A 7,398-nucleotide genomic window follows, 5' to 3' on the forward strand; every position below is an offset into this window, starting at 1 on the left:
TAATCCTTTTGGGCTTTTAAATAAATTTGTTCTTTATCTTTTATATTTGAGAGGGTAAGTTCAATGGCTTTTTTTGCATAATTTAAATCTTTAGTCATTTTAACACTAAATGCGTTATTCCTTGTGTTGTTTTAAAAGCAGGTGTGTTAAAATAGGCAAATAAAATTAATTGATATTTTTCATTCATATTATAAAGTTTATTCCTATCATCTTGTGAAAGCATAGAAGTATTAAAGGCTATATCATTTCCTTGAAGATTTTCTAAAATCTTAATTTTAGATTGATTGCATTCTAATTCCTCTTCTTTTTTTACACAATATGCCCATTTAATTGTCTCATCGAAGAAAAATTTCTCCTCATTATTTAAGTAAGCTCTAACAAAAATAGTTTCATTGTAAGGGATTTTATCAGTAGTATTTTGCTGTTCTTTGTCTTTATAAGCTTGCATACCTGTGATATATAAATCCTTTCTTGAATTTTTGATTTGTTTTTCATACCCATTTGCCTCAGTATCTAAATAAAGATTTTCTCCAAAATCTTGCATGCTTACCTTATTTGTAAAAGTATAACAACCTCCTTTCTTATCTGCAGAACTTAAAGAGACTATTGCCACATTTCCAATTTTGTGCATTTGACTTGTACTAAAGCCTTCTAAGGCTTTTGTAGCTATAATACATTTTGTAGCCCTTTTAAAAAAAGAAGAGTTTTCATCTAAAATTAAATCAATCTTGAAACTGCTCTTATAAATGCCTTCTTGATACTCTAACTTTAAACTTTCATAAATCCTTCTATTCTCACAATTATGAAGAAATACTTTAGTGATGGTTTCATGATTATTTCCATTTTCATCTAAAATCTTAAGATTATTAAGTGTTAATTCAAAATTTCCCCCTCTATGTGATAAAATCTCTTCGCTACTATACCTTTCTAGTTTTAAATAGATTTTTAGCATCTTTGAGGCTTTATCTTGTAAAATTTTAAATTGATTTTCTTTAGCAAAACTGTATAATTCTATAGCATTTTCTTCATTGCCAGTAAGAGCAACTTTTAAAATTCCATCGTTTTTATTAATAAAATATGATATATTGTTTTTTACTGCTTTAAAGTATATTTCATTTTCTTTTTTTAAAATAAGTTCTTCTTGGGTGCTACAAGAAAAAGCTTGTGGATTAATTGCTTGTTGTTCTTCTTGTGTTGGATCATATTTTAAATACATTAGCTCACATTGATCTTCTATCAATTTAGTGCAATCTATTTTTGCTTTTGCTCCTATAAGTAAAGTAATAAAAGTATTTTTAGGTTGTTCTATTTGTATAATAGATGGAGTGGGATTTGGATAGAGTATAAGAATATTATGGGGTGTATTTGCTTCTAGTTTTTCAAACTTTTGTCTTAAAGTTTTATTAAGCAAGGCAACATTATCCAATTTATTAGCACCTAAATTCTCACAATAATTAGCAATACAATAAATATTATCTAAGCTAAAATTTTTTTGAGTGAGGGTGTTTAGGTAATCTAAATGAGGCTTAAGGGTTGCAACAATATCATTTATGGGCTTTTTGTTAAAATTTGAAACAATTTGAGAAATGTTACTTTTGCTTATTTTGCTAACTTTATTCTGTGAGTTAAATCTTATAAAATCTAAATCATTCTCATACCATTTTGCCAAATTTAATAATGTATCTTCTTTAACATGAGTGGTAAAATTTTCAATACTTTCATTATCTTGGTATGTTCTGTATTTTATTTGCTCTTTTTTAATATTCAAATAAGAAAATATATCAAATATAAGACTAATTTTATTGATATTCGGATTAGATAGATAGATATCTGCTTCATCTGCACTTCTAGCAATATATCCTACATAGGTATTAACATTTGTTTTGTATCTTATAATAAACCAAGACAAAAATCTTGAATTATTCTTAATAGCTTTAATTAATCCATTGTTTTCAATGCCTTTTCCTAGATAACGCATAGATAGCAATGAAGCTCTTTCTTTACTATAAGGCAAATAATTTGTTGTTATATTGGAAAGTCTCTTTTCATATATTGGAATCATATTTTCTAAAACTTTTTGAGCTTGTTCTTGTGTAAGTGAAAAACTAAACACTCTATTTTGTAAATAACCTTTTACTATCTTTGGGTCTGTAAAACCTGCCTTATTGGCTCTATATTTCTCTATAATTTCATAAAAAGTTAATTCTTCATCTCCTATTTTAAGTTTTTTAGAATCATTTGGTAAATAATCTAGTAAAAAATCTTTTGGTTGTCCATCGCATTTTAGCAAATCAAGTCCATAACCAATGGTTATATTTCTCGCAATATGTATAGCATTTTCTTGTTTATAATTTAGATTTTCAAAGGCAATAAGAAGTCTTGCACATTCTTTTTTATAATCATTTTCATTTAGCACTTCGGTATCATAAAGCATTGATTATTCCTTATGATATAAGCGATTTACACTAATTTCTGTTCCCTCTCCACAACCCATATAGCAATCTTTGGGCTTTTGCTCTGTGATTAAAATCCCATTTTTATTAAGCTCCAAGTTCAAGCTACATTTTTCTTCGTCATCATAATACGCAATGGCTTTATTATTATTTTTGATTTTAAGCTTCATTAAAACTTCTTCGCAGATATGCATATCATTAAATTCACTTTTATGGAGGATAGCCTCATATCTAGCTTCACAAATATTAAACTTATCACACTTTTTTATTGTAAAGCTCCCCATATAAAGATTTTCTTGTAATGTATAAGTCCCAAGCCACACATTGCCCGTGTGTGCTGTGTAATTTTGCAATTCTCCAACTCTATTTTGCAAAAGCTCTTTTACACATTCTTTAGATTTGCATTGATTTAGGGTTTGAAGCCATAATCGTTGCGATATTAAAAGCTTATTTTGCTCATTTTTGTTTAGATTCTGTCTTAGTTCTTTATATGTCTTTGCCATATATCTATCAAGTTTTTGTAACTCCCCACTTTTATCATTACAAATCATCTTTTCTACTTTTGTACTTGCTTTGCCACAATCAAAACTAGGTTTGGCTTCTTCTGGAGATTGTGCATTAGCACTAATGCTTAACATTAAAAAAAATCCTAAAACTATTAAAAACTTTTGCATAAGAACTCCTTTTAATTTAAATTTGTTATCTTAATTGGCATTTAGTTTCCTAATAATTTATTAAGTTTTTTATCTTCTGTAAAAGCTTGATAGAGCTTCTCATAAAGTATTTTATATACTTTTACTGCCTCATCAAATTCGCCTGAATTTGCTTCATTAATCCGAGATTGTAGAATAAAATAGTTCCATTGTGCAATATTATAAGCCATAAAATCTATAACAATGCCTTTAGTAGTGTTTTCAAAAAAATTATTAAATAAATTGTAGTTAGATAAAAAATTTATTTCATCATATTTTTCTAACGGGCAAGCAGCACCATTAAATTTTTCTACTCTTTGGTTAAAATTCCATTTTTTTCTATTAGCTTCGCTATCTATCATTCTAAAAGCTAAAGTAGCAATCGCTTCTAAATAAATTTGTTTTATGCAATAATTAGACTGACGGTCTTCTTGTTTTTTTGTCTCAAATGGTGCAACAAAATAGCATTGAAATATATTTCTATTACTCATAACAGAGTGATTAAAATATTTCAGTTTTTCTCTTGTCTCTTGCCCCTCTTTTGTGTTTTTTGGGATACTCTTTAGTATTGAAAAATAGAGTTTAGAATATAATCTATCAAGTTTTTGTAACTCCCCACTTTTATCATTACAAATCATCTTTTCAACTTTTGTAGTTGCTTTGCTACAATCAAAGCTAGGTTTAGCTTCTTCTGGAGATTGAGCATTAGCACTAATGCTTAACATTAAACACAATCCTAAAACTATTAAAAACTTTTGCATAAGAACTCCTTTTAATTTACTCTGTATTTTTTGTCGTTTCAAACATAATAACTACTCCTCAATGAAAATTCGTTTGGAGCTAGTTAAATGTGATTGCATAAAAAATTTTCTTAAAAATATACCAAAGGTAAAGAAATACCACAGATATACATTGTTAATAACTCCCATTCACAAGTAATGCAGATAATCAAAAATAATAAATAATATGAAAAAAGCCAAGCAATCCAAAAACTTTTTGAACATACAAACCCACAAAAGCTTTGAAATCTTATCAAAAATACTATACATACACAAGATATACCACCAAGAATCAATACAGGCAATGTAAAGACATATGCTAAAAACCCAAATCCATCAGTCATTATCTCGTCTCACTTTTTACTATAATCCTCAATAGATTCTTTGTATCCAAATTATTTGGAATCTTAATATTTTTAAATATTGGGCTTGTAATTATAAAATCACAACCAAGATTGAAATGTTTCTGTGTTTGTTGGTAGTCGTGGTTTTGATATATAAGTTTTTGCATTATGGTTTGTCCTTGCCTATCATAGATAAGATTCTATATAGAATCTTAGTAAAAAATGACTTATGATTTTTATAGAGGATATAGCTAAGGAGTAGTGCAATTATACTGGGAAAAACCACAACAAGAACATAAAAAGTTATAGTGCGAATCGCCTCATTTCTCTCATCGATTTTAAGATAATATCTATCACACCATGAGCTGATATAATATCCAATAGCATACATCATTACAAAAGAAAGGATAAGTAGTCCAATCCCAATAAAAAATGAAACGATATATCTGCCTAGTCTCTTTGTAAATGAAATCTTTTGCATATCAAAATAAGTATAGATAATAGCATAGAGTATAAAGGTAAGATGTATAATTTGCAAGATAATGGGGATTAAAAACATTTGAAAAATTTCAAAAAGGCTGATAATAGTTGTATCGACAAATATTACCCACATAGCTAAGTATAACAACACTGAAGCTCCAATATGTAGAGTAAGATTCACATATTGAGGCTTATATTTATACAATAAAAGCGTCAGACAATAAAGGGGTAGAAAATAGTATGCAATAAGACTAAGCCCATATATAAAAGGCTCATAATCACCACCAGCAAAAAACATCTTACTTCCCCACTATAAAAGCAGTATCTTGCATTTGCGTATGACTAAAATCCATATCCAAAAATGTAGAGCTATATAAAAAGAAATCTAAGCCTAGATTAAAATACTGTTTTGTTTTTAGAAAGTCTGAATTATATAAGGGAAATAAGAATGATTTTGGTGAGGTATATTTAAAATGAAATTTTGTATTTCGGTATTGCATTATCGAATTATATAAATCAAATCCTACCTTCTCATAATCCCATACCCCAATAGGCTGATCGCTACCATTATTATTAAAATTCACAGTATCAATGATAAAAGCACGCACCTTTTTGCACGCAGCATATAAAGAATGGTAATTATAGAATCTTGTAACTCTCGTGATTTGTATAAGGCTTGGTATATATAAGATATTAAAAGCCCCTGCGATAGAGTATAGAGCAAAATTCTGCTTGTATTTTGGGTTAGAGTGGAATTTATCTAAAACTTCTTTTTCATGTTGTATGGAGTTTTGCAATGAAAATGCATCAAATTTACTTAAGCCTAAATGCGGTAAAAACACATCATTTTTTATATCAAACCTTTGAAAATATAAACTATTATCGATAATATCTGATGGTTTTTGTAAGTCTTTTATAGCTTTATGAGTTTCTGGGAGTGTTTCCTCTTTTTTATATAGCTTAAAGACTTCTGCATTCTTCGTCTTATTCTCTTTCATTGCTTGGATATTGAGTGCCATTGTATATTCTTGTGTATTTTTAATGTTTTTTATATCTAGTAAAGTATCATTAAGAAAATCTTCGAATTGTTTTTGAAAATCAGATTCTTCTCCAAAAAGCTTTTTGAGATTCATATACTCGCCCTTTAGCTTTTGCATTATAGGAAACTTCATATAAAAACTATCCCAATCTAATTCCGCATAAAATCTTGCTTTATCTCTTGATTTTGTGTTGTCAGTCTTTAATTGTTGCATCTCTACTCTAGGCAATATCTCCTTTACTATTGTTTTCATTGTTTCATTAGGGATAGTATCTATAAAATCTTGTGAAGTAGAGCTTCTAAAGGTTAAATCTTTTAATTCTTTAACATCACTTGGATTATCATGCCATAATCTTTGACAGATATAGCTTACCCCCCAACCAAGCCTTGAGATTTCATCTTTGTTTGTATGTGCCCTTAGTGTTTCTGCTAGAGTGCAATCAATGGTAATTTGTGGATAATCATTAATTCTTATAAGATAAGAGGCATTATAATTGGGTATTTCCTTATAAGCAAAGACTAATAGTGTTTTTTGCTCTTGTGTGTCTTTAGGGTTTGGTAGTTGCAAACTAAGATGTTTTCCACAATAAGCTTTGTTGTTTTCTAAATGTCTATAAATGATAGAAGAAGATAATAGGGCTTTATCTTCTTCTTTTTCAATATAAAAACAATCTTTTAAAATTTCTTCATCAAATAAAGAACTTTCCTTTTTGTCATTGGTTAATTGGTTTTTGTTTAACTTATCTAAGGTGTTTTTATCCTGAATAAAAACATAACCCCATTTAATTTGCTCTTCTTTGATTTTTGTATCCTCATAAATAGCTTCAAATTCTACTATATCACCAAAAGTATAGAAATTACGCACTATTTTTTCATTATTTTCTAAGGTAAATTCTTTGGATTTTAGCCTAATAGAGTTTATAGAGCCTTTATCTGCCTTTCTTTCAAATTTTATTTCACACCAATGCCCATACTCATAACTTCTTAATAAAAATCTATGATTATAGATGGGTTTGTTTTTATAAACACTAGATTGGTTTAAAATTAATTCAAAGCTTTGTGCTTCTTTACTAAAAATTTCACTAGCATTTAAATGAGCTTCCCCCATTCTATTGGTTGTAAAAATAGTCTTGATTTCATTTTTATTGCCCTGTGCTATTTCATAAAGCTTAAATTCTTGATTATGCAGAAGAATATTATTAGAACTTAAAAGCCTAATATTTAAACTATTTTTTTGATTAAGTGCTTCCATTACTCTGCCTTAATCTCTCCACCTCTAACCACAAGTCCATTAGAGTCTATAGTTACTTCAACTCCACCTGCTTTAATAATAACACAATCTCCCTTAGTAACAATTTGAGTATCGCCTACTTGGTGGAGGATTTGATTGCCTGCCTTTACTTCACAATCTGTTTGAAAGTCACTATATTTAGATTCTGCAAGTTCTGTATGTTGTTTTTTAGTTTGCGTGCTTAAATTTTGTTCTGTATATATATCAATGTAATTGTTAGTTTGCATACTAAAATGTTCTTCCGTAAAGTAATTTATTCCTTTATTAACATGAAGCTCAAGTTTTCCCTCAACCACCTCCTTTTTATTTCCCTTCACATT

5 protein-coding genes and 1 pseudogene are annotated in these 7,398 nt (G+C 28.5%); all 6 read right to left on the bottom strand.

Going from position 1 to position 7,398, the window contains the following annotated elements; translation table 11 throughout:
- Nucleotides 1-94: 94 nt before the first annotated feature.
- Entirely contained in the window at nt 95-2,434 is a 2,340-nt protein-coding gene (locus AJ932_RS10410) for a hypothetical protein (RefSeq protein ID WP_186820395.1), read from the bottom strand.
- Between the two features lie 3 nt (nt 2,435-2,437).
- Nucleotides 2,438-3,127, bottom strand: a complete 690-nt coding sequence (locus AJ932_RS10710; protein WP_070278020.1) for a lysozyme inhibitor LprI family protein — start codon at nt 3,125-3,127, stop codon at nt 2,438-2,440.
- 41 nt (nt 3,128-3,168) lie between these two features.
- A complete protein-coding gene (locus AJ932_RS00075) occupies nt 3,169-3,906 on the bottom strand; it encodes a lysozyme inhibitor LprI family protein (RefSeq protein ID WP_070278021.1) in 738 nt (245 codons plus the stop codon).
- A 528-nt stretch (nt 3,907-4,434) separates the two neighbouring features.
- Complete coding sequence (locus AJ932_RS00080) at nt 4,435-5,046, bottom strand: hypothetical protein (RefSeq protein WP_002876473.1); 612 nt, start codon at nt 5,044-5,046, stop codon at nt 4,435-4,437.
- Nucleotide 5,047: 1 nt separating this feature from the next.
- On the bottom strand, nt 5,048-7,039 hold the full coding sequence (locus tag AJ932_RS00085; protein WP_070278024.1) for a DUF6402 family protein: 1,992 nt from the start codon (nt 7,037-7,039) through the stop codon (nt 5,048-5,050).
- Nucleotides 7,039-7,398, bottom strand: a pseudogene (locus AJ932_RS00090) (VgrG protein); the annotation flags it as partial. The pseudogene AJ932_RS00090 and the gene AJ932_RS00085, both read right to left, overlap by 1 nt.

Origin of the sequence: Campylobacter sp. BCW_6873 (genome assembly GCF_001762365.1) — a bacterium.
Classification (GTDB): Bacteria; Campylobacterota; Campylobacteria; order Campylobacterales; family Campylobacteraceae; genus Campylobacter_D; species Campylobacter_D jejuni.

Excerpts from the sequence above, each read along its gene's own strand:
- AJ932_RS10410 (WP_186820395.1), bottom strand. The coding sequence starts at position 2,434 with ATGCTTTATGATACCGAAGTGCTAAATGAAAATGATTATAAAAAAGAA.
- AJ932_RS10710 (WP_070278020.1), bottom strand. The coding sequence starts at position 3,127 with ATGCAAAAGTTTTTAATAGTTTTAGGATTTTTTTTAATGTTAAGCATT.
- AJ932_RS00075 (WP_070278021.1), bottom strand. The coding sequence starts at position 3,906 with ATGCAAAAGTTTTTAATAGTTTTAGGATTGTGTTTAATGTTAAGCATT.
- AJ932_RS00080 (WP_002876473.1), bottom strand. The coding sequence starts at position 5,046 with ATGTTTTTTGCTGGTGGTGATTATGAGCCTTTTATATATGGGCTTAGT.
- AJ932_RS00085 (WP_070278024.1), bottom strand. The coding sequence starts at position 7,039 with ATGGAAGCACTTAATCAAAAAAATAGTTTAAATATTAGGCTTTTAAGT.